Raw genomic sequence first — 21,904 nt, 5'->3', positions numbered from 1 at the left:
CGTCACCGTGGCCACGCCGGGTAGCCGAGTCGTTCCTCAGCGATTGATGTCACACCCGGCGACGGCGACTGCCGGCGGGGTCAGCGCAGGTCCGCTAGCCTGGCGGGCCGAGGCAGGGACACGATTCGGCCGAGCAGTCGGAGGGTATCGGGTGCGGATGCTTCCAACCGGTGACAACGGCAACACTGGCGGTGCCACCGCCCCGAGCCCGGGGCGGCCGCGTCGACGCCGGCGGATACTGGTCTTCCTGGCGCTCTTCGCGGTGCTGGCCGGCTCCGGCCTGGTGGCCGGCGGCTACTACTTCGACAGCGTGCCCACGCCCACCGACCTCAAACTCCCGGAGTCGACCACCGTCTACTACGCGGACGGCCGCACGCCGATGGCCAAGCTGGGCGAGGAGAACCGCACCATCGTCCCGTACGACCAGATGAACGACTCGGCCAAGCAGGCCATCGTGGCGGCCGAGGACCGCAGCTTCTGGACCAACAAGGGCATCGACTTCAGCGGCGTGCTCCGGGCCGCCTGGTCGAACCTCACCGGCGGGCAACGGCAGGGCGCCTCCACCATCACCCAGCAGTACGCCCGCGTCGCCGCGGACCTGCGCGGGGTCACCTACTCGCGGAAGCTGCGCGAGGCGGTCATCGCCTGGAAGCTGGACGACAAGTACAGCAAGGAGGAAATCCTCGGCTTCTACCTGAACACCGTCCCGTTCGGCCGGGGCGCGTACGGGATCGAGGCGGCCGCGCAGACCTACTTCGGCAAGACGGTGCGCCGCGACGCGCCGGCCTCCCAGCAGCTCACCCAGGCGGAGGCGATGGTGCTCTGCGCGATGGTGAAGCAACCCGAGGCGGACCCGAACGACCCCGAGGGCTCCCCCGGCTACGACCCGCGGCGCAACGCGAAGGCCCGGCAGAACTCGATGGACCGCTGGAGCTACATCCGCGACGGCATGGTGAAGCTCGGCTACCTGACCCGGGACGAGGCGGCGAACCTGGCGTACCCGGACGACGTGAAGCCGATCGACCCGAACGCCGGCCAGTCCGGGCTGGACCGGCCGACCGGCCTGGTGGTCGAGCACGTGCTCAGCGAGTTGCGCCAGACCGAGCAGTTCCGGGGCAAGACCGACGAGGTCATCCGCGACGGCGGCTACAAGATCGTCACCACCATCGACAAGCGGGTCCAGGACGCCGCCGAGGCGGCCGCCGACATCCGCCGCGGCACCGCCCCGGAGGCGGTCCGCGACCAGCCGAAGAACTGGCAGGCCGCGCTCGTCGCGGTGGAGCCGGGCAGCGGCCGGGTGCTCGGCTACTACGGCGGCAACGGAGGCTCCGGCGGCGCCGACTACGCCGGCTGGTACTACGACGAGAAGGGGCAGGCGCGGGGCTTCGGCCAGCACCCGCCGGGCTCGTCGTTCAAGGTGTACGACCTGGCTGCCGCCGTCGAGAACAAGATCTCCGTGAAGCAGCACTTCGACTCGCCGGACACCAAGGAGTTCCCCGAGTCGGGGCGGACCAAGGACAGCCCGGCCGGCCCGATCCGCAACGCCGAGCACGCGCCCTGCCAGCCGAACTGCGCCCTCTGGGAGGCCACCGTCGCGTCGCTGAACGTCACCTACTTCGAGCTGACCGAGAAGCTGGGCATCGCGAAGGTCATGGACATGGCCAAGCGCGCCGGCGTCGACTCGATGTGGGAGACGGTGAAGGGCAACCCGCAACCGCAACGGGTGGACCTGCGCGACGAGCCGACCGACGAGGTCGCGAAGCGCTTCTCCACCGAGGTCGGCATCGGCCAGTACGGCATCACGGTGCAGGACCACGCCAACGGGATGGCCACCTTCGCGGCCCGCGGCAAGCGCGCCGAGGCGCACTTCGTCCGGTCGGTGACCAAGGGCGAGGACAAGATCTACAGCGAGCAGCTGAGGACGACGGACCTCGGGCTGGACGAGGAGGCGCTCAACCAACTCGACTGGACGTTGCGCCGGGTCAAGGCGGCCAAGTTGGACAACGGTTGGGACTCCGCCGGCAAGACCGGCACCTGGCAGGCCGGGCAGAGCACCACGCAGAACGTGCACACCTGGATGGTCGGCTGGACCGGGCCCCTCGCGGCCGCCGTCTGGCTCGGCACCACTGACGGCAAGCCGCTACGGACGAAGGACGGCAGCTACGAGGTGTACGGCTCCAGCGGCCCCGGGCCGATCTGGCGGCAGTTCATGGCACAGGCAACCGCGTCCCTCAAGCTCGACCCGGACAAGTACCGGTTCGAGGACCCGAAGTTCCCGGACGACGCCCCGTCGACCACCGGCCCGGCACAGCCGGCGCCGACCACCTCCGCGCCCCGGCCGACGGTGCGCCCGACGCCGAGCGCGACGCCCTCGGACGCCAGCCCCAGCCCGACCGAGCCGCCGACACCGGATCCGACGGGGTCGCCGTCGCTGCCCCCGCTGCCCACCCTGTCGCCGTCGAAGAGCCGAAAACCGGGAGGTACCGCGTGACGGGTGAGCTGCCGGAGCTGATCGTCCCGGATGCCGCCGCCTGGCGGCGGTGGCTCGGCGAACACCACGCCGACCCCGCCGGGGTGTGGCTGGTGCTGGCCAAACGTGGCAGCCAGCGGCCGACCACTCTCAGCTACGACCAGGCGCTCGAGGAGGCGCTCTGCCACGGCTGGATCGACGGCCAAGTCAAGGGGCGCGACGAGAGCACCTACCGGCAGCGGTTCACCCCGCGGCGGGCGCGTAGCTCATGGTCGGCCCGGAACGTCGGCATCGTGGCCCGGCTGCTGGCCGAGGGGCGGATGCACCCGGCCGGGATCGCCGAGGTGGATCGGGCCAAGGCCGCCGGCCGCTGGGACGCCGCGTACCCGGGGCCGGCCACCGCGGAGGTCCCTTCCGACCTCGCCGCCGCGCTGGCCGCGGAGCCCCGGGCCCGCGCGATGTTCGACATCCTCACCGCCCAGAACCGGTACGCCATCCTCCACCGCCTCACCGGCGCCAAACGCGCCGACACCCGCGAACGCCGCATCGCCCAGTTCGTCGCCATGCTGGCCCGGGGCGAGACCGTCTACCCGCAGCGCCGGACACTCGCCGAATAGCGGACCCCACCGCTCTACCCTGGTCGGGTGATCCGGGCTGTCGTGGTCGACGTGGACGACACGCTGTGCCTCACCGAGGCGGCGTGCTTCGATCTCGAGAACGAGGTGCTGAGCCGCATCGGCCGCGCACCGATGCCGCGCGCCGTGCACCTGGCGACCTGGGGGCAGCCGCTGCTGGAGGCGATGCGGCAGCGCTCGCCCGGCGTGGACCTGGACCAGTTCGCGGCGGCGTACGCGGGTGTGCTGCGCCGCTACGTCGCGGCCGGCCGGCTCGACGTGATCCCGGCGGAGAACCTGCACGCGTTGGACCGGCTGGTGGCGGCGGGGCGGACGGTGATGCTTCTGACCTCGCGGACCGAGTCGGAGATGGCGCACCTGCTCGCGCCGGACCACGTCCTGGCCGAGCGGGTCAGTGCCGTCTTCCACGCCGGCAACACCCGGTACCGCAAACCCGATCCTCGGGCTTTCGACGAGTTACTCGCCCGCACCGGGCTCGCCCCGCACGAGTGCGTGTACGTGGGCGACTCGCCGGGTGACGCCGAGGCCGCCGGGAAGGCGGGGCTGTCCTTCGTCGGCTGCCTGCAGAGCGGCGTACGGCGGCGCGAGGATTTCGAGCCCCGCCACGTCGACCTGTTCATCGAGGCGTTCCCCGAGGTGGTGGACGCCGTGGCGCAGCTCGCGGCGCGACGCCCCTGAATACGGGCCCCGGGTCAGGGGGCCAGCACCAGCTCGCGCAGCTTGCCGTCGAGGGCCGGCCCGTCCACGCCGCCCGGCCAGCCCCGCAGCAGCGCACCGCCCTTCGCGACCACCACCACGGTCGGCGGCTCGCGGACCGCGTACGACCGCCAGATCGCACCGTCGTCGTCGACCACGACCGGATACTCCACCCGGTGCTCCCGCAGGTAGCGCTGCAGGTCCTCCGGTTTGTCCTCGGTGGCCACCCCGACGAAGACGACCTTGTCCCGGTGGGTGCGGGCCAGCTCGCTCAGGGCGTCCTGCCGCTGTGCGCAGAGGCTGCACCACGAGCTGAAGAAGACCAGCACGACCGGGCGGTCGGCCCACAGGTCGGCGAAGGCGAGCCGACTGCCGTCGGTGAGCCGGCCGGTGACGGCCGGGGCGCCCGGCACGCCGGACGGGACCGGGCGCAGCGCCAGACCCGCCGGCACCGGGCCGGGCAGCGCCGCCGCCCCACCGGCAACCGGCTCGGTGCGCGCCGGCGCCTCGTCGCCGCCCGAGCAGGCGGCCGAGGACAGCACCACCCCGAACGCGAGCGCGACGGCCGCCAGCCGGACGGCGTACGTGCGGGTCACGAGGGCACCACGGCGACCAGCGCCGGCCCCTCGCTGGTGTTCCGGGTAAGATCGATCGGGGGGCGGCCGTCGACGACGAGCCGGTAGGCGTCCCGGGCGGCCAGGTTGACCGGCACCGAGAACTCGCAGTACGTCGGGACGCGCTCCACTTCCAGGTCCTCCTCGAACGTGGCCACGGACGTGCCGGACGACAGGGAGCCCTCGGCCAGGGTCCGCCCGGCGGCGTCGATCACCTGGAACGGCGCCCGGTTGTGGAAGTGGGTGTAGGGGCCGGTGCCCGCGCACTCCACGCCCACCGGCCGGATGTTGATGTCCCGCACCAGCACCCGCACGGTCATCGCCGATCGGGCCTCCTCAGCCCCGCCACACCCGGCCACTGCGCCGGTGAGCAGCGACGGCAGCAACAGCGCTGCCAGCAGGCGCCGCATCTGTCCTCCAGACGGTCGGGGGGCCCGGGGCGGCGGGACACGCCCACCGCCCCGGGCCGTTCGTGGGTCAGCTGATCAGCGCCCGGGGTCGTTCGACCCGGCACTGGCTGGTCACGGTCTTGCTCGGGTCACTCACCGACGTCGCGGTGAGCGTCACCAGGGTGGTCGCGGCCGCGTCGGCGGTGGCGCCGACCGAGACGTTGACCCCGGTGGTGGCGCCGAACTTGGCCGTGGCCAGCTCGTTCGGCAGCTCCACCTGCCAGCCCTTGCCGGGCACGCTCGCCGAGAGACGGTACACGTCCGACTGCAGGTACTTGCTGGCGTCCTCCGGGTGCTGCTGCTCGCCGGCCACGTACTTGCCCGTGTTGGTCAGGTCGAACGTGCAGAACGCGCCCTTGTCGGTCGGCTTGCCCCGGGTGATCAGGGAGCCCTTGGACAGGGCCACGCCGTGCTCGCTCGGGCCGGCGCCGTCCAGCGACTGGACCGCCACCGTGTACGACAGCACCCCGTCGGCGTCCCGGCGGAGGTTGAGCACGTAGAAGTGCAGCCGGTTGGCCTCGTCCACGTACTCGTACTCGCTGCCGGAGTTGGCGCCGGCGTGGAACAGCGCATCGGACAGCTGCCGGTAGTCGCCCATGGTGATCTTTTGCGGGGTGCCGTTCGGCTGGTAGAAGTCCACCATGTCGATGTCCTGCGGGTTGGCGTCGACGACCCACACGAACGGCGCGCTGTCGGTGTTCTTGGTCTTGCTGATCAGCACGCCGTTGTCCGGGGTGAACGAGTCCGCACCCATCCGCTGGACGACCTCGACGGTGTAGTTGTTGTAGCGGCCGCCGTCGCAGAGCGGGTCGGTCGTGGTGCTGCACGCCGGCGAGCGGTCCTGGTTCATGGCGATGTTGATGCCGGTCAGGCCGCCCTCGCCAGCGTCCACCGCGCGGGCGGTGACGTCGGCGACGACCAGGCCGGAGGAGGCGAGCCCCTCCCGGGACAGCCGCAGCGCGTGCTCCTCACCGAGCAGCCCGATCTTCAGCTTGTCCCGCAGCGTGTGCAGCGACCCCATCGCGCCGCCGTTGACCGGCGGGATCTGCCAGCGGGTGTGCGGGCCGCCCGGACCGTTGAAGGAGCCGCGCGACATCATGCTCCAGATGCCGGTGTACGCGCGGCGCAACGGCACGCCGTACGGGTTGTTGTAGTTGTCGCCGATGCTCAGCAGGTGGCTCAGCTCGTGCGCGTACGTACCCATGCCGGAGCTCTCCGCCTGGGTCGACGAGCCACCGCCGGCGTTCGGCCAGATGGTGGCGGCCGCCTTCCAGGACGTCCAGTCGACGTACCGGGTCTTGGCGTAGTTGGGCAGGTTGGGGTCCGGCGGGCCCCACGCGTCCGGCACGTCCTCCTTGGTCTGGAACATCATCTGGCCGAATTCCTGCCAGGTCGAGGACTCGTCCTGACCGGCGGAGAGGATGAAGACCAGCTCGTAGCTGTTGGCCACCTCGTCACCGACCGCCGCGCGCCAGGCGCCCAGCCCGTCGGTGCGGATGTTCTTGGCGCACGTGTCCCCCGACGGGCAGGCGCCGGGGTTGAAGCCGTTGTCGATGCCGTACTGGTACGACTTCGACGGCATCTTGTACGGCCCGAACCCGGTGAGGTCCACGCCGTAGCGGCCGTTGGAGTCCTGCATCCAGTACTCGTGCAGGGTGTGTCCGCGGTTCAGCTCGTTCGGCTTGTTCAGGAAGTCGCTGTAGAACTGCGGGACCTGGTCCCGCGGGATGTTCGAGGCGGTCGCCTGGGGGTTGCCGAAGACCGAGGAGTTGGGTGCCTGGGTGACGACGAACGGCTGGTCCGGGTAGTCGAGCGTGACCAGCGCGATCTTGAAGTTGCGGATCGACCCCCGCACCGTGGGGTCGGCCCAGTTCTTGTTCGGCACCTGGACGTAGTCGTCCCAGGTCATCTTGTCGGGGTTCTGCCAGTTCTGTGCGTCGATCGCCTGGAACGGGCCTGGCCCGTCCGGCGACACGTCCGGTGCGGCGGAGGCCGGCCCGGTGGCGCCGGACGCGACCACGACGGACGCGACCGCGGCGGCCAGCACCGAACGCCACACCGCACGCCTGGGGGGTAGAAGGTGCATCGGGTCACCTTTCAGGTCGAGGGCTCAATCGGTGGGGCGATCGGGCGACGGCTCCGAATCGCGGGCGGCGTCAGACGCGCCCGAGCTGGAGTTGTCGCGAGACGGACGGGGTAGCCGTCCCGCATGATCACACCCGATCCGAATCTAGGAGCCGGCCGGCGCACCGGTCACCGTGCAGATGTCGGCAGGTGGACCGACCACTTCCGACACGTGCAGGACGACATGGCGGCATGCCCGTCGCGGCTACCCGTCGGCATCGACCCGCAGCGCCCGCCGCACGTCCCGGCACAGCTGCGTCTCGGTCTCGGGCGACAGCCCGCCGCGGGGCGGCCGGCACGGCCCGCCGTACCGCCCGACCAGCCGCATCGCCAGCTTCACGGCCTGGACCACCTCCGGCCGGGAGCCCCAGCTGAGCAGGGGGTGCAGCTGCGCGTACAGCGGCAGCGCCGCCGCCAGGTCGCGGGCGGCGCACAGCCGGTGCAGGCGCCGGCTGAGCCGGGGCAGGGCGTTCGCGCAGTGCCCGATCCACCCGGTCGCCCCGCACACGGTCAGTTCCAGCAGCACGTCGTCCGCGCCGGCCAACACGTCGAGGTGGGGGCACAGGTCACGGACGCGGTGCAGCCGGCGTACGTCGCACTCCCGTACGGCCACCACGCCGTCGATCTCGGCGACGCGGGCCAGCAGTTCCGGCGTCAGGTCCGTTCGCGCGTCGACCGGATCGTCGGACACCACCACCGGCAGCCCGACCGCGGCCACCTCGCGGTAGTGGGCGACGACCTCGGCGGCACCGGCCGGGTAATCGACCGGTGGTGGGGCGAGCACCGCCTGCGCACCCGCGGCCCGCGCCTGCTCGGCCCAGCGCCGGGACTGCCGGCTGCCGTACCCGCCGACGCCCGGCACCACCGCGCAGCCGGCCGGTGCCGCCTCGACGACGGCGCGGACCACGTCAGTGCGCTCGCCGTCGGACAGAGCCCGGTACTCCCCCAGCGAGCCGCACGGCGTCACCCCCTGGCAGCCCTCGTCGGCGAGCCACCGCACGTGCTCCTGAAGCCGGTCGTAGTCGACCGACAGATCAGCCCGGAACAGGGTGGGAATGGCGACGATGACGCCCTGCCAGGGCCTGGTCTTGGCCACGACGGTGTTCCCTTCTCGGACACTCCGCAGCCGTACCCAGTCGGCAGGACGGCCCGCCCTGGCCCCCGTCGGGCCGGCAAACGCACACGTTAGGTACATCACCGGCCGCCGGTCTTCCGACAGATGCCGAAACTGCTCGGGCGGTACCGGATACGGGTGTCGCGCTGCCGGCACGGGGGATTGCGCGCCGGCCAACATCATCGGAAGGTAGGCCAACGGTCCTACCAGCACAACAGCCAGCCGGAGCCGAGCGGCAACACCGCGGGCCTCGGGCTGGCCGGGGGAAGCGCATGCGCATGGAGCTGCAACGCATCGTCGACCGGGTCGCGGCGCGGGTCAAGCGGCCGGCTCTGATCGAGGATCGGCGTCAGCGGGTGGTCGTCTACAGCGAGCACTCCGGGGTGCTCGACGGGGTACGCCGGAGTTCGATCCTGCGTCGGCACACCACGCCGGAGGTGATCGCCTGGGCCCGGGAGATCGGGATCATGGACGCCCGGGAGCCGGTCCGCACCCCGGCCTGCCCCGAACTGGATCTCCTGCCCCGGGTGTGCGTGCCGATCCGGCACCAGGACCTGCTGCTGGGCTTCGTGTGGTTCATCGACGAGAACACGGGGATGACCGACGAGGACATCTCGGCGGTGGCCGAGGCGATGCCGGACCTGTCGCTGGCCCTCTACCGGGAGAACCTGCTCGGCGAGCTGGCCTCGCAGCGGGAGGCGGAGGCGACCCGGACGCTGCTGGTGGAGTCCCCGGAGGCCCGGCGGGAGGCCGTCCGGTCGCTGCTGACCGACGGCGTGGTCACCAGCGACGGTCAGGTCACCGCACTGGTCGCCCAGCTGGTCGTGGCCCAGGACGAGATGCTCGACGACACCGCCCGGATCGCCCTGGAGCACGCCCTCGTCGCCACCCGGCACTGGGTCGGGTCGCGCGAGACGCTGCACCTGGTCCGGCACGACCACGGAGTGCTGCTGCTGTGCGGGGGGCGGAACACCGGCCGCCTGGCGGCACAGGATGCCGCGGCGCACCTGGACCAGGCGTTGCGCGGGGCCATTCGGGGACTGGCGTCGGTGGCCCGGACGGTCCTCGGGATCGGCGACGCCCGACCGCGTCTGTACGACAGCGTGCTGTCGTACCAGGAGGCGTTCCAGGCGGCCCGGGTGGGTGTCCAGCTGCCGGCCCTGGGTCCGGTGGTGCCGTGGCCCGAACTGGGCATCTACCGGCTGCTGTCCGGCATGGATGCCCGCCACCTGGACGTCGCGCGAGTGCATCCGGGGCTGGGCCGGCTGCTGGGCGACGAGGCCCACCAGGTGCTGCTGGAGACCCTGGAGACCTACCTCGACCTGGCCGGCAACGCGCATGCCACGGCGGAACGGCTGCGGCTGCACCGGACGACGCTCTACTACCGGCTGCAGCGGGTGGAACTGCTCGCCGAGGCCGACCTCAAGGACGGCAACGAACGGCTCTGCCTGCACCTGGCCCTCAAGCTGGGCCGGCTGACCGGCCAGTACCAGCCGGGTGAATGACGTCGGGGCGGGGCGCCGGTTGCCCGGTGCCCCGCCCCGCCCCGCGATCCTTACAGGCCGGCGGCCACCGCCGCCGTCCGACCGCCGACCACCGGCAGGGTGATCCGACTGCGGTCGAAGTGGACGGTGATGTGGGCCCGGTTCTGCTTGGCCCGGCTGCTGTAGCCGGAGTATGACCCGAGCAGGACCACCCCGATCTGGTGGCCGGCGTCGAAGACGTAGTCCTCGGGCAGCAGGTTCAGGTCGACCTCGGTCTTCTGGCCGGGCACCAGCGGCGTCGACACCGACGGCGAGGCGAGGTTGAGGCCGTCGATGATGCCCTTGGTCACCAGCTCCTGCGGGTTGGTGGCGATGTTCTTCTCCACCTTCTTGTAGCAGGCGTCCTCGGCGAAGCCGCCCCAGGTCGCCGTCTCACCCCAGCAGTCCTCCTCCGTCAGCGTCCGGACGCCGTCACCGGCGGTGCTGAAGCGCTGGCGGGTGCCGTAGTCGACGAGTAGCCCGGCGAAGCTGGTGTCCTCGCCGTCGACGGTGGCGTTGATCTTGACGATCGGGGTGCCCGAGATGTGCAGCGGCGCCTTCAGCGGCGCGGAGAGGAACACCAGCCGGTTCTCGGTGTTCGCCGCCGGGTCCGACGGGTGGCGGATCGCGTTGGTCTGGCTCATCGTGGGCGTGTCCTGGAAGGTCGCCTTCGCGTTGCCCGGACCGGACTTGACGGACAGCCCGCCGGCGTTACCGGCGGTCGGCGCCTGCAGGAACACCTGGGTCGGCTGGGTGTTCGGCAGCGGCCAGGTGGCGGCCGTCTCCCACACGTCCGGCAGCCGCTCGATGTCGACGGCCGGCTCCCGCATGATCCCGTTGTCGATGCCCTGCAGCCAGAAGTCGAACCAGCGGTGCAGGGTGTCGACCCACTGCGTCCGGCGGAAGTCGAACGGGTCGACGTGGCCGGTGCCGGTCATCCAGAGCTTGCGCGGCACGCCCTGCGCGCCGAGCGCCTCCCACCACTTGCTGAAGTGGTCCGGCCGGACGTTGTCGTCGTTGATCCCGTGCACGACGAAGACGCTGGCCTTGACCCGGTCGGCGTGCGGCACGTAGTCGCGCTCCGCCCAGAAGTCGCTGTAGTCCCCGGTGACGTCGTCGCCGCCCTGGCCGAGGGCCGTCCGCACCGGCGCGCAGTACGCCCGGCGGGCCGGGTTGGTGACCGTGTTGGCGAGGCTGCCCGAGTAGTTGTTCGCCCGGGTGACCAGGCCGTTGCTGCGCGAGTAGTCGTACCAGCTCGAGATGGCCGAGATCGGCACGATCGTGGTCAGCCCGTCCACCCCGCTCGCTGCGGCGGCGTTGGCCAGGGTGCCGTCGTACGACTTGCCGATCATGCCGGTCCGGCCGTTGTGCCAGTCGGCGACGACCTCCCGCCCGGCGGCGTCGTACCCGGGCCGGCGCCCGTTGAGCCAGTCGATCGCCGTCGGCGCGCTGATGTTGTCGGCCCGACCACCGGTGACCGGGCAGCCGGTCGAGTTGTTCGTGCCGATCATGTCCAGCAGGACCATCGCGTAGCCGCGCGGGACGAAGTAGTTGTCGTAGAAGAGGGGCCATTTGTCGTTCAGCCCGTCCCCGTCGACGTCGGCCTTGCACTCGCTTTCGTTGCCCCGGCAGACCGTCGAGTAGTACGGGCTGGCGTCCATCACCACCGGGACCTTGAGCCCGTTCTCACTGGCCTTCGGTCGCATGATGTCCATAGCCACGACATCGAGCTTGCCGTCGCCGTCCGTGTCGACATCAGAAGTGACGAAAATCCGTTCCCGAATGGCGTCGGCATAACCGAAGGCCGGTTGGGTGACGCCGTTGGAAATCACCAACTCAGCGCGCTCGTCGGCGCCCGGTTGGGCCAGTGCGCCGCTCGCCGGCAGGCCGGTGGCCACGACCGCCAGGGCCACCACCGACACCCGCCAGGCGCGTCTTCCTCTTTGCATCCGTGCTCCTCCTCCCACAGTGCCGTCGACCAGCGGCTTTGAACCCCTCCGTTCGGCGGGCACCCGCCACCGCCCCGACGGTCGCACCGAACCTACGGATCGCCGCATGCGCAGGTCATCGGACACCTGTGGAAGATGGCCGCCCTCGGCTCCTACGCCTGTCGCAGGGCGGAAGCACGACTTCCGGCATTCATCGTTTCGTGACGAACAGTCATTGACACAGCGCGTGACGTGAGTTGAGGATTGGCCCACCCGCCGGTCGATCGTCCACCCCGGACACCTGTCCGGTTTCAATTTCCGGCGCTGGTCCGCCTTGCCGCACCGGCGCCGGTAGGCGATTTCCGCCGGCCCTCATCCGTCGGTCGTGCCGAACCTCCGCAGCAGCACGTGGGACCCCGATTCCACCGACCGTCGCTCGCAGTTCCGTACCCACGACAGAAAGGGCAACTATGCGAATGCCGAACTCCGGTGACCGCCGCTGGCGAGCACCGGTCGTCGCGATCGCGGCCGTTTCGGCCGTGCTCCTGGTCAGCCCGGCCTCGGCCGTCACGGCACCCGCCGACGACGCCGGCGCGAGCACCGAGCTGAACCGGCTGCCCGACGAGGCGGCCAGCGTGGTGGAGGTCCTGCTCGCCGACCGCGACGAGCTGGACGAACTCGTCGCCACCGGCGTCGACCTCGACCACCACGTCGAACAGAGCGAACAGGGCATCGTCGTCCACGCGGTGGTCACGTCGACCGAGGCCGCGGCTCTCCGCGCCCGGGGCTACCGGCTCGGCGAGACCCTCCTCCGGCCCAGCGACTCGGCGGACCGCGTCGAGGAACGCGAAGCGACCATCGCCGCGCACGTCGCCGAGAACCGGGCGTTCACCGCGGCCCTGCAGACCTCCGAGACCTCGGACGTCAAGATCATCCGCGCCGACTACTACACCTCGGGGACCAACCAGATCCTGTCGGTCGAGGCGAAGTGGGCTCAGGGCCAGACCTCGACCAGCACGCTCACGGTCGTCCGGGACAGCGGCCCCGGCACGGAGCTCGGCTCGGGCGGCAGCCAGACCATCTCCCGCTTCGTGGACGCCGGCGTCTACCTGTACCACCGGGGCGCATCGACGGTGACCACCCGGCCGGACCGGATCCGGATCACCAGCCCGACCGGTGGGGTCGCCATCGCCCAGGTCAAGGAGTGGCTGCCCATCCCGGCCGACAACCCGGAGGGCCCCGGCTACCAGAAGGACTTCGTCACCAGCTACCTGACCCCGACCGAGCTGTACGCACGGATCCACCAGCTCGCCGCCGAGTTCCCCGACCTGGCCGAGATCGTCGAGCTGCCGTACAAGACGAACGGCTACCGCCGCAAGGCGCAGGTGGTGCTTGGCACCACGAATGCCAACCGGGTGGCGGTCGACTCGCTGGCCTGGGGACACGAGGGCGGCAACGGCATCTCGGTCGAACTGGTCAACCCCGGTGCCGCCAGCCGCCCCCTGTCGGTGAGCGTGACCGGCAAGGACATCAGGGTCAGCCTGGCGACCAACGCCAGCGGCGCACTGACCAGCACGGCGACCCAGGTCGCCGCGGCGTTGAACGCCAACGCCGGGTCGTTGGTCCGGGCGTACACCTACCGCGGTGACGCCGGTGCCGGTGTGGTCGCGGCCGCCGCCAAGACGGTGCTCACCGACAACCTGAAGGCACCGGCCAGCGTCTCCCGCGATCCTCACCCGGTGTACGCGATCCGGATCGGCAAGGTCCGCGACGGGTCCAAGACCGGTGTCCTCGCGTACGCCCAGGAGCACGCCCGCGAGTGGGTGCCGCCGCTGGTCGCCGTCGAGACCGCCGAGCGGCTGCTGCGCAACTACGGCCACGACGGCCACACCAAGCAACTGCTCAACAACCTGGACATCTGGATCGCCCCGTCGGTCAACCCGGACGGCGGGCACTACTCGTTCTACGACTTCAACTCGCAGCGTCGGAACATGACCAACCACTGCCCGTTGACCGGGTCGGCCGACGCGCTGGCCCGCAACTCGTGGGGCGTGGACAACAACCGCAACTACACCGAGTACAGCCTCTTCGACGGCTACTCGGGCGCGTCCAGCAGTTGCACCAGCGACACCTACGCCGGCCCGAGTGAGCTGTCCGAGCCGGAGGACAAGAACGTCGACTGGCTGGCCCAGCACAAGAACATCAAGTTCTCGATGAACCTGCACTCCTCCGGCAACTACTTCATGTGGTCGCCGGGGGCGTACGCCACCCCGGGCCGGATCTCGGCGCCCCGCCCGACCCTCGCCGAGGAGTCGTTCTTCTGGGGGGCCTCGTCGCGGATCCTCACCGCGATCAAGCGGCAGCGCAACATGGCGGTGACGCCGGCCCGGACGGGCCCGATCTCCGACGTGCTGTACTCGGCGGCCGGCAACTCCGGCGACATGCTCTGGTACAAGTACGGCATCTACGCCTGGAACTTCGAGGTCGGCACGTCGTTCCAGCCTGGGTGGGACGAGGCGCACCAGGAGACGATGGAGTTCTCCAACGGCCTCGTCGAGCTGATGCGGGTGGCCCGGGACTTCGACACCGACTACCAGCGGCCGAAGAGCGGCCTGTCGGTGAAGCCCAGCGCCACGGCCGGCATGGTGGACGTGACGTTCACGGTGAGCGAGCCGGCCGCGGTGTTCTACACCGTCGACGGCAGCGCACCGACCTACGCGTCCAAGCTCTACGCGTCGGCGGGGATCCGGGAAGGCGGGGAGACGCTGACCCTGCCCGTCGGTACGAAGATCCACTGGTTCTCGGTGGACGCGGCCGGCAACGTGGAGAACAACTACCGCGCTGACGGCACGGGCAAGAACTTCCTGAAGGGCAGCGCGGTGCTGCCCACCAGCTAACGGAAACCGACCCGGGTGCCGGGTACGGCGGCGCACGCCCCGTACCCGGCACCCGGCCGTTTGCGACGGCGGGCGGGCCTGCAGGAGAATGCCTGCTTCCGCAGGTGGGCGCGGAAGCTCACCGCAGCCAGCCCAGGAAGCGCCGGTGCAGGGTGCCGGCGGGCGCCCAGGTCAGATCCTCGGCGGCGCGCACGAACTGCGAGCCCATGTACAACGCCAGGGACATCGGTGCGTCCACGAACTCCGCTTGCAACTCCCGGCGCCGGGTCGCACAGGGCCACGGCGCCCCGCAACCGCCGCAGCTCCAGATCGGCACCACCGGCCCGTGCGTGCTCACACCCGCACCCCCAGGTAGCGCGCCGTGATCGTCCGTGCCTGCCGGCTGGTCGCCCAATCCACCTGCCAGCACGGGTACGGCACCAGCAGCGACCACCACACGCGGCAACCGACACACATCCCGTCCAGCCCACGGACGTGCACCGCGAGGATCGCCTGTTCATGATCGTCATTCACTCGGCTGCTCCGTGCGGCCAGTGGCCCCGGTTGATCGGGATCCGGTGCCGGGCATGGCAGGGCAGTTCGACGCCGCATCGGCAGATGCGCCGCCAGTCCCGCCAGGACCAGACCGGGCGGTGCCGTCGGCCGAGGGTCAGGGCAGTCGCGAGCAGATATTCGTCGTACGAGACGCGCTGCCTGCCAGCAGAGCCAGCCCCCGCTCGGCTCACCGCTGGCCCCTCGTCCCGTCACCGGTGCGCTGGCCCGGCTTCCGTGGCCCGATCGGCACGCTCTGCGTCGACTCGCGGTGCCAGGGCGTGTCCCGCAACCGCTCCGCCTGGTCGAGCAGCCGCCGCTGCGCCTCCGCCTGCTCGCTTGCCTGGTACCTCTGCCCGGTGCCCGGCGGTGGCGGCGGCTCCGGCCGCCGAAACAGCCACCGCACCAACCTGCACAGTTCGGACCAGATCGCCACAGGTTCCGCCTCCACGTCGAGCGTCGGAAGGCGGCGAGGTCTCATCAGGCCGTATCGGCTCCCTGATGTAAAGATTCCCGCCGCCGTCGGTGACCTGGACGCTACGAGCGGTCACGGGCGGCGGCGGGGACACTTTGTACCCGAGGGAGGGCTACCCCGTTATCCCGATCGCGAGCGCCAGCTCCCGGGCGTCCTCTCCGACCGTGCCCGGCCGGTTCGACAGTTCCAGCGCGACTGTGCGGGCGAACGGTTGGTGGCGAACGGTGTCTACGCTCTCGCGCAGTGCGCGGCCGAGCAGGTGCATGGCCGCGACCTCGCCTCGGTTCAGCATGTGCGCCCGAGCGGCCTCGATCAGGGCAGCAGCCCGACGGGTGTGCGACGGCAGCGCGCGGAAGTCCGCCGTGTCGGCCCGCCGGACGGCCTCACCAGGTCGGCACAGGTCCGTCTCGATGGTGACCGCGTACGCCGCGCAGGCGGCTGGCCCGAACATCAGCCAGGGGTGGGCGTACCCACTGCCGAGCCGGCTCGCGGCGTCCTCGGCGGCGTCCCACGCGCGCCATGCCTTTCCGGCATGCCCGGCCTTGCTGTGTCCGAGCGCGATGCCCAGCTGCGCCTGCCCCCACCGCGCCAACTGTTCAGCACCCGCGGCCGGGTCGACCAGGCCGGCGGCGTCAACGAGCACCTGCTCAGCGGCGTCGACCTGGTTCGCGCCCCGGTAGACATGGGCGTAGTACCAGGCGGCCACGGCGATCGTCGCGGGGTCATCGGCGTCCTGGGCGGCGAGCATCGCCCGGTCGGCGGCGAGCCACACCAACTCCGGATACGGCTGGTGGGCCAGGTACAACTGCGCGAGATGGTAGACGCGCGCCAACTCGGTCAACGCCTGTCGGCGGGCCAGGCCGTCCAACCGGCGGGCGCTGCGTTGCGCGTCCGCCAGCAGGCCGGGGAGCACCGCGGCGACCACCGTGCGCTCGACGGTCGACCGGTGCCACAGCGCCCACGCCTGATCGACCAGCCCGCGCAGCGCGTCGACCGACGTCGGCTCGCCGACCGGCACGTTACCCCGCCGGATGGCGGCGGCGACCGCGTCGACGTCGGGGTGACCGGCGCGGGTCACCGATGCCACCGGCAGGGACTGGTCGCCGGTCAGGTCCGCCAGGTCGGAGATGTCGAGGACCTCGGCCAGGCGGAGCAGCATAGGCAGGCGGGGCGGGAGGAGGCGGCCGTTCTCCAGGGCTTTGACCCATTCGGCGCTGCGGCCGACGAGCCCACCGAGAACTGGACGCGTTTTGCCTGCACGTTCGCGGTGAGCGCGGAGGCGAGCACCGAAGGTCGCGGGATCGGTCATCGTCGTCTCCCAGGTAGCGGTCTGGGCAGCGGGCCGCCGGCCGCTACCCCGACGGGCCGCCACAGTCGACGGTACTCGCGCGGCAGCCTCCACGCGCAATCGTCGCAGCCGAGTGTTCGGAAGAAAGCCGCGCGGGGTGTGCCGACCAGACCCGTCGAAGGGTCAGTTTTGCCGGCCTGGTCACCAGCCTTCAGACCATCGACAGTCGATCACGTATCTCACGCAGAACGGCCTCTAGCGCCGCGAGGTCGGGACGACCCCCGAAACGGGGATCAAGCGACGACAGCTGCAGGCGTTCAAGAGCCGCCGCGCCACCGCGCTCGCAGATCTCCCGGATCAACTCGTCACAGGCCGTGCCAAAGACCTCGATATGGTGAACCGTGATGTCCGTGGCCGGGTGATCGCCCGGCTTTCCGTTTGGCATGACACCGATCGTGCCAGCCACCCGATGCGGTCGAGAAGGACCCGCCGTGTCGGCCGATGCCGGCCGAAGGCCGCCAGCAGGCCGGCGCGTACGGGCTTACTACTTCCTCCCGAACGAACCGCCCCCTGCTGACCGACTGAACGGGGCACGTCGAACACGCGACGGACGCCGTGAGGTGCGGGCCTACTGTTGCCGCCGCGTTGTGAGGTCGCGCCGCAAGAGTGCGAGGAAGTAGGCGCAAGCATCGTCCGGAAGACTCGGAGGCTGCCCTTCATCCCGCGTTCGGAGTAGTAGACCTCCCAACCCGCTGGGCCGAGGTCGAGCACATAGCATTCGTTGGCTCCGCTGCCTCCGTGCAGCCGGTAGCTGTCGGGCGAGGAAGCCCTCACGCGGAAGGACGATCTCCAAGTCTGCTCGCGTCAGGTCGTCCACGAACTCATCATGCCCAATGGCCGACGGCTCTTGGCCCGCTGGCTGCTGTACAGCGCTACTACCCAGAAGCAGGAAGGCCACCTCCCGTTTCCGGGAAGTGGCCTGTGACCTGCGAGGGCGCCGGGCACGGGAGACTCCCGTGCCCGGCGCCGACTGGACTACAGCGAGCGGACTCGCACGTCGCGGAACTCGATCAGGTCGTTCGTACCGTGGTTCTGCAACCCGACGAACCCGCTGAGGAACTGCCGCAGGTCGGTCGGCGGGTCACCCGCACGGGACGACGCCTTGCCGGGCGTGTTGTCGAACTCGTTGATCACCACGCCGTTCCGGATGATCGTGTAGTGCTGCCCGACCACCCGGACCTCGTAGTCGTTCCACTGGCCCTTCGGGGTCGCCCCGGCCTTGTCCAGACCCTGCGGGTCGAAGTTGTAGATCGACCCGGTCTTTTGCACCTCGCCGGTCGGCCCGTCGTAGATCTGGATCTCATGGCCGCAGTAGATCGCCACCCAGGCCTGCGAGCTCCGGGCCGAGCCGACCGTGCCGCAACTGCCGGCCGGCCGCTGGTCCAGCGGGATCCGCGGGTCCGGGAAGCGGGTGAAGACCCCGCTGTTGGCGTACGTGGTGCCGGCGGACACGTCCCGGAACTTCAGCCGAAGCGAGAAGTCGGCGAACTCGTCCTTGGCGTACCAGAGCATGCCGAGCCCACCCGAGCTGCGGATGGTCCCGTCTCGCTGGAGGGTGAACGACCCGCTGGGCGCCTGCCGCCAGTCGGCGAGCGACGCCGCGGTGCCGTCGAAGAGCGACTGGTACCCGGCGACCTTGCCGATCTTCGACTGGGCCGCGGAGGTCTGCAGCTTCTGCGCCTCCTTGTTGTCCACGATGCCGCCGGCCCGCAGGTCGTTGACCACGTCGGCGACGTGGCTGACGAACTGGCCGTGGTTCGTCCAGTTCCGCTCGTCGTCGATCAGGTCGTTGATCGTGCAGCCGCCGCCGGCCACGTGGTTGGCCACGCCGGTGTCGGTGTCCAGCAGCTGTACCGTCTTGCGGGTGTCCGGCGCGGGGCAGCCCGTGGTGACGGTGATCTTCGCGGTGGACACCTGGCCGCCGGCGTACGTCACCTTGAGGGTGGCCTCGTAGGTGCCGTAACCCGCGTAGGTGTGGGTCGGGTTGGCCTCCCGCGACGGCGCGCTGCCGTCACCGAAGTTCCACTCCCACGCCACGCCGCCGGCCCGAGCCGACGAGAACGCGATCGTCTTCGGCTGGCTCGGCGTGACCGCCCGCCAGGTGGCGTCGCTCGGCCGCGGCGTCGCCTCGCCACCGGTGTACACGATCCGGATCAGCTTCTGGTTGGAGTGGAGGCTGAAGAAGCCACCGGCGTAGTCGAGCATGTACAGCGCCCCGTCCGGGCCGAACTTGGCGTCCATCCAGGACTGCAGCTGGGTGCCGCCGCTGCCGGAACGGATGATCTGGCGCAGGTCCTCGGCGAACGCCGGCGGACCGGCGCTGGCGACCTTGGCCGGGTCGACCGTCACGGCGATCCGGTTGTTGGCGTTGGACTCGTCACCGATGAACCACTTGTTGTCCCAGTACGCCGGCCAGGCGACGCCGCTGTCGGTGTCGACCTTCGACCGGTGGTAGGTCGGGCCGTCCATGATGGCCTGACCGCCGCCCTTGAGGTACGGCTGGGTGAAGGTCTCCTCGCCCACCACGTACGAGGGCAGCCCGCTGCCGTCGGTCCGCTTCGGGTAGACCGGGCCACCGCCCTGCGGCGAGTACCAGATCATGTTGTCCCGGGCGGGCGGGATGTTGACCAGGCCGGTGTTGCGCGGCGACTCGTTCTTCAGGTTGTCGCAGTCGTACCAGCCGGTCAGCACGTTGGCGTCGCTGTTGCTGCGGTCCCGGTAGGGCTGCCGGTTACCCATGCAGTACGGCCAGCCCTGGTTGCCCGCCGAGGTGATGATCGTGGCGGTCTCGTACTTCGCCGGGCCGAGCTGCGGGTCCGGGGCGCCGGCGTCCGGGCCGACCCAGGCCGCGGTCAGCCAGTGGTTGACCGGGTCCCAGGCGATCCGGGCGATGTTGCGCACGCCCATCACGTAGATCTCCGGGCGGGTCTTGCCGCCGCCCTCCTCCTTGCCGGTGAACAGGTTCCCGGCGGGGATGGTGTAGGTGCCGTCCGGCTCCGGGTGGATCCGGATGATCTTGCCGTTGAGGTCGTTGGTGTTGCCCGAGGTACGCCGGGCGTCCTGGAACGAGGTGCCCTTGTAGTCCTGGGTCCAGTTGTTGCCGGAGTAGCCGCTGGAGCCGCCGGAGGAGTTGCTGTCACCGGAGCCGATGTAGAGGTTGCCGCTCTCGTCGAACGTCATCCCGCCACCGGCGTGGCAGCAGCTGTGGATCTGGGTGTCCCAGCTGATCAGGTCCTTGCGGGTGCTCTGGTCGAGCGTCTGGTTTGCGGCGTCGTAGGTGAACCGGGAGACGGTCCGCTTGCCGATCCGCTTGTCCCGGTCGATGGACTCGTGCGGCATCCAGTAGACGTAGACCCAGCCGTTCTCGGCGAACTTCGGGTCCAGGGTGATGCCGACCAGGCCCTCCTCGTTCTTCACCAGCTCGCTGCCGCTGCCCCGGTTGCCCATCACGGCGAGGGTGGTCAGCAGCTTGACCTGCTTGGTCTTCGGGTCCCACTGGTGGATGGTGCCGCAGCCCAGACCGACCTTGGGGTCGTCCCAGCTGACGATCGGCCCGCTCGGGCAGGCGGCCTTGCCGATGTAGAATACCTTGCCGTCGGGGGCGATGGTGAGGCCGTGCGGCTCACCGATCTGGTCGAGCTGCCCCGACTGGTTGGTGGTGGTGAGCCGCTCGATCCGGTAGTTCGAGGCGATGGTGGCCTGGCAGTCGCCCCGGATCAGGCCCGCCGACCACTTGATGGCCCCGGCCAGGTGGCCCTGGAACTGCTTGTCGCTGGTCCAGCTCGCCTCGGTCCGGCCCATGCCGGTGTAGAACGACCGGCCACCCTCGAAGTCCTGGCACCAGGAGATCGGGTGGAAGGCGCCGTTACCGCTCAGCCCCGGGTTGTAGGTGTTCTCCTCGACCTGGGCGATGGTGTGGACCTTGCCGATCGGGCTGGGGTCCCAGTTGATCCACTGGTCGGATCGGGTCCAGGTCAGCGGCAGGTCCTTGTTGGCCGGGTGCTGCCGGTCGGTGAGGTCGATGGTGGCCTTCTGCACCGTGCTGTCCGGCGCGGGCCCGGCGTCCGGCCCGATCAGCCACAGCTCGGCCAACTGCACCAGCGGCTCGCCGCTGTTCGCCGTGACGTTCAGCCGGTAGTGCTGGTAGGCCGTCGTGTTGGTGAAGCTGTACTGCTTGGTCTGGAACCGCTGCGGGAAGGTCTCGTTGCTGCGGCTGTCCAGGTCGGTCCAGGTGGAGCCGTCGTTCGAGCCCTGCAGGGTCCAGTTCTTCGGGTCGCGGCCGGGGAAGTCGTTGGCCGAGGTGAGCGCGTACCGGCTCACCACCACCGGCTTGGCCAGCTTCGCCGCCAGCCAGCCGGTCGGGTTGAACGTCAGCCACTTGGTGCCGGTCGAGCCGTCGATGGCCTTCGCGGCGGTCTCGTTCGGCGGGTTCTCCGCGCTCGCGGTGGCCGAGACGGGCTTCTCGGCGTTCGGCAGGCTGGCGGCCGGGCGGGTGCCGATCAGGCCGGTGAACCAGGAGGACTCCGGCTGGGCGCGCGCCGCGTCGTGGACGCCGACGAAACCGCCGCCGCCCTTCACGTACGCCTGGAAGGCGGCCTCCTGGGCCTCGTTGAGGGTGACGCCGTTGGCGGAGAGGAAGACCACCGCGCGGTAGCGGGCCAGGTTGCCGAAGGTGAACACCGCCGGGTCGGCGGAGTCGTCGACGCTGAAGCCCTGCTGCTCGCCCAGCTCACGGATGGTGGCGGTGGCCCGGGCGACCGGGTCGTCCTGCTTGTCCACCGGGCCATGGAAGACCAGCACCTTGACCGCCGCGGCGGCCTCGGCGGCGGCCGCCGCGGGGGTGACCGCCTGGGCGGGCAGGGCCAGCACACCGAGCGCCAGGGCGGCGCTCGACGCCAGGGCGCCGATCCGGCGCCCGCGGGTACGACGTGCTGCAGCCGGGGTGAATGGTGTGGGTGTGGTGGTGGATCCCGTCGAGTCGGCGCGGGAGCGTCCGACCCATCGGGAGAACCGGAAATGGCGTCTGTCGGCCATCTCGACTCCTCCTGGTTTGAGGGACAGGTTCTTCCGGGTCGTCCATCTGCCGGTGAGGTGAGGCGC

General features: G+C 70.6%; 16 protein-coding genes. 5 read left to right on the top strand and 11 right to left on the bottom strand.

The genetic code is table 11. The features are described 5' to 3' along the window. The first annotated feature begins 157 nt into the window (after nucleotides 1-157). The 3 genes from ACGF4F_RS01870 to ACGF4F_RS01860 are packed head-to-tail and all read left to right on the top strand — an operon-like array spanning nucleotide 158 to nucleotide 3,783. On the top strand, nucleotides 158-2,491 hold the full coding sequence (locus ACGF4F_RS01870) for a transglycosylase domain-containing protein (RefSeq protein WP_393073909.1): 2,334 nt from the start codon (nucleotides 158-160) through the stop codon (nucleotides 2,489-2,491). Further along, entirely contained in the window at nucleotides 2,488-3,087 is a 600-nt protein-coding gene (locus ACGF4F_RS01865; RefSeq protein WP_393073906.1) for a YdeI family protein, read from the top strand. The genes ACGF4F_RS01870 and ACGF4F_RS01865 overlap by 4 nt, the downstream gene beginning before the upstream one ends. A gap of 27 nt (nucleotides 3,088-3,114) precedes the next feature. Then, nucleotides 3,115-3,783 (top strand): HAD family hydrolase, encoded by a 669-nt coding sequence (locus ACGF4F_RS01860; protein WP_393073903.1) that lies wholly within the window; start codon nucleotides 3,115-3,117, stop codon nucleotides 3,781-3,783. Nucleotides 3,784-3,797: 14 nt separating this feature from the next. Here the strand turns inward: ACGF4F_RS01860 and ACGF4F_RS01855 are convergent, their stop codons facing one another. The 4 genes from ACGF4F_RS01855 to ACGF4F_RS01840 all read right to left on the bottom strand — a co-directional run bounded on the left by ACGF4F_RS01855 (nucleotide 3,798) and on the right by ACGF4F_RS01840 (nucleotide 8,084). Then, on the bottom strand, nucleotides 3,798-4,397 hold the full coding sequence (locus tag ACGF4F_RS01855; protein WP_387276425.1) for a TlpA family protein disulfide reductase: 600 nt from the start codon (nucleotides 4,395-4,397) through the stop codon (nucleotides 3,798-3,800). Continuing rightward, the gene (locus ACGF4F_RS01850) at nucleotides 4,394-4,825 is read right to left on the bottom strand and encodes a hypothetical protein (protein ID WP_357435547.1); all 432 of its coding nucleotides are present in this window, start codon (nucleotides 4,823-4,825) and stop codon (nucleotides 4,394-4,396) included. Before ACGF4F_RS01850 ends, ACGF4F_RS01855 begins: the two co-directional genes overlap by 4 nt. A 67-nt stretch (nucleotides 4,826-4,892) precedes the next feature. Continuing rightward, entirely contained in the window at nucleotides 4,893-6,950 is a 2,058-nt protein-coding gene (locus tag ACGF4F_RS01845) for a M6 family metalloprotease domain-containing protein (RefSeq protein ID WP_393073898.1), read from the bottom strand. 243 nt (nucleotides 6,951-7,193) lie between these two features. Beyond that, a complete protein-coding gene (locus ACGF4F_RS01840; protein WP_357435550.1) occupies nucleotides 7,194-8,084 on the bottom strand; it encodes a dihydrodipicolinate synthase family protein in 891 nt (296 codons plus the stop codon). Between the two features lie 296 nt (nucleotides 8,085-8,380). Between ACGF4F_RS01840 and ACGF4F_RS01835 the strand changes: the two genes are divergently transcribed. After that, on the top strand, nucleotides 8,381-9,607 hold the full coding sequence (locus ACGF4F_RS01835) for a PucR family transcriptional regulator (protein WP_393073893.1): 1,227 nt from the start codon (nucleotides 8,381-8,383) through the stop codon (nucleotides 9,605-9,607). A gap of 50 nt (nucleotides 9,608-9,657) precedes the next feature. On the opposite strand, the gene ACGF4F_RS01830 is transcribed toward ACGF4F_RS01835, so the two are convergent. Continuing rightward, nucleotides 9,658-11,574 (bottom strand): Xaa-Pro dipeptidyl-peptidase, encoded by a 1,917-nt coding sequence (locus ACGF4F_RS01830; RefSeq protein ID WP_393073890.1) that lies wholly within the window; start codon nucleotides 11,572-11,574, stop codon nucleotides 9,658-9,660. Nucleotides 11,575-12,023: 449 nt separating this feature from the next. Here ACGF4F_RS01830 and ACGF4F_RS01825 point away from each other — a divergent pair, with 449 nt between their 5' ends. Beyond that, nucleotides 12,024-14,450 carry a M14 family metallopeptidase gene (locus ACGF4F_RS01825; RefSeq protein WP_393073888.1) on the top strand — a complete coding sequence of 809 codons (2,427 nt, stop codon included), beginning with the start codon at nucleotides 12,024-12,026 and terminating at the stop codon, nucleotides 14,448-14,450. Between the two features lie 118 nt (nucleotides 14,451-14,568). On the opposite strand, the gene ACGF4F_RS01820 is transcribed toward ACGF4F_RS01825, so the two are convergent. The 6 genes from ACGF4F_RS01820 to ACGF4F_RS01795 form a co-directional block, all read right to left on the bottom strand. Continuing rightward, a complete protein-coding gene (locus ACGF4F_RS01820) occupies nucleotides 14,569-14,787 on the bottom strand; it encodes a hypothetical protein (protein ID WP_393073885.1) in 219 nt (72 codons plus the stop codon). Beyond that, nucleotides 14,784-15,197 carry a hypothetical protein gene (locus ACGF4F_RS01815; protein ID WP_393073882.1) on the bottom strand — a complete coding sequence of 138 codons (414 nt, stop codon included), beginning with the start codon at nucleotides 15,195-15,197 and terminating at the stop codon, nucleotides 14,784-14,786. The genes ACGF4F_RS01820 and ACGF4F_RS01815 overlap by 4 nt, the downstream gene beginning before the upstream one ends. Then, nucleotides 15,172-15,387 (bottom strand): hypothetical protein, encoded by a 216-nt coding sequence (locus ACGF4F_RS01810; RefSeq protein ID WP_393073879.1) that lies wholly within the window; start codon nucleotides 15,385-15,387, stop codon nucleotides 15,172-15,174. The genes ACGF4F_RS01815 and ACGF4F_RS01810 overlap by 26 nt, the downstream gene beginning before the upstream one ends. Nucleotides 15,388-15,568: 181 nt before the next feature. Next, nucleotides 15,569-16,765: a helix-turn-helix domain-containing protein gene (locus ACGF4F_RS01805; RefSeq protein WP_393073876.1), complete on the bottom strand. Its 1,197-nt coding sequence runs from the start codon at nucleotides 16,763-16,765 to the stop codon at nucleotides 15,569-15,571. 190 nt (nucleotides 16,766-16,955) lie between these two features. Next, entirely contained in the window at nucleotides 16,956-17,210 is a 255-nt protein-coding gene (locus ACGF4F_RS01800; RefSeq protein ID WP_393073873.1) for a hypothetical protein, read from the bottom strand. Between the two features lie 569 nt (nucleotides 17,211-17,779). After that, entirely contained in the window at nucleotides 17,780-21,838 is a 4,059-nt protein-coding gene (locus ACGF4F_RS01795; protein ID WP_393073870.1) for a ThuA domain-containing protein, read from the bottom strand. Nucleotides 21,839-21,904 lie beyond the last annotated feature (66 nt).

Origin of the sequence: Micromonospora sp. NPDC047740 (genome assembly GCF_043204735.1) — a bacterium.
Classification (GTDB): Bacteria; Actinomycetota; Actinomycetes; order Mycobacteriales; family Micromonosporaceae; genus Micromonospora.
The sequence above is the reverse complement of the archived record's forward strand: the minus strand, read 5'-3'. Positions and strand labels throughout refer to the sequence as shown.

Coding starts and splice junctions, on each gene's coding strand:
- ACGF4F_RS01795 (WP_393073870.1), bottom strand. CDS start 21,838: ATGGCCGACAGACGCCATTTCCGGTTCTCCCGATGGGTCGGACGCTCC.
- ACGF4F_RS01805 (WP_393073876.1), bottom strand. CDS start 16,765: ATGACCGATCCCGCGACCTTCGGTGCTCGCCTCCGCGCTCACCGCGAA.
- ACGF4F_RS01830 (WP_393073890.1), bottom strand. CDS start 11,574: ATGCAAAGAGGAAGACGCGCCTGGCGGGTGTCGGTGGTGGCCCTGGCG.
- ACGF4F_RS01845 (WP_393073898.1), bottom strand. CDS start 6,950: ATGCACCTTCTACCCCCCAGGCGTGCGGTGTGGCGTTCGGTGCTGGCC.
- ACGF4F_RS01825 (WP_393073888.1), top strand. CDS start 12,024: ATGCGAATGCCGAACTCCGGTGACCGCCGCTGGCGAGCACCGGTCGTC.
- ACGF4F_RS01870 (WP_393073909.1), top strand. CDS start 158: ATGCTTCCAACCGGTGACAACGGCAACACTGGCGGTGCCACCGCCCCG.
- ACGF4F_RS01850 (WP_357435547.1), bottom strand. CDS start 4,825: ATGCGGCGCCTGCTGGCAGCGCTGTTGCTGCCGTCGCTGCTCACCGGC.
- ACGF4F_RS01835 (WP_393073893.1), top strand. CDS start 8,381: ATGGAGCTGCAACGCATCGTCGACCGGGTCGCGGCGCGGGTCAAGCGG.